1 pseudogene is annotated in these 257 nt (G+C 61.9%); it reads left to right on the top strand.

The window, feature by feature from the left end:
* Positions 1-257 (top strand): annotated as a pseudogene (locus ACM6JQ_RS20835) (Ig family protein); the annotation flags it as partial.

Genomic DNA, 257 nt, shown 5'->3' with positions numbered 1-257 from the left:
TCCTGGCCGGCACCGCCAACCTTAACGGCACCGGTAACGAGCTGAACAACAGCCTGACCGGTAACAGCGGCAACAACATCCTCGACGGCGGCGCCGGCAATGACACCCTGAACGGCGGGCTGGGTGCTGACACGCTGATCGGCGGTGCCGGCTACGACACTTACATCGTCGACAACACCGGTGACACCATCAGCGAAAACGGCGCTCTGGCCTATGAAATCGACACTGTCTGGTCGTCGATCAACTGGACCCTGGGC

Origin of the sequence: Pseudomonas sp. IT-232MI5 (genome assembly GCF_949767845.1) — a bacterium.
Taxonomy (GTDB): Bacteria; Pseudomonadota; Gammaproteobacteria; order Pseudomonadales; family Pseudomonadaceae; genus Aquipseudomonas.
The sequence above is the reverse complement of the archived record's forward strand: the minus strand, read 5'-3'. Positions and strand labels throughout refer to the sequence as shown.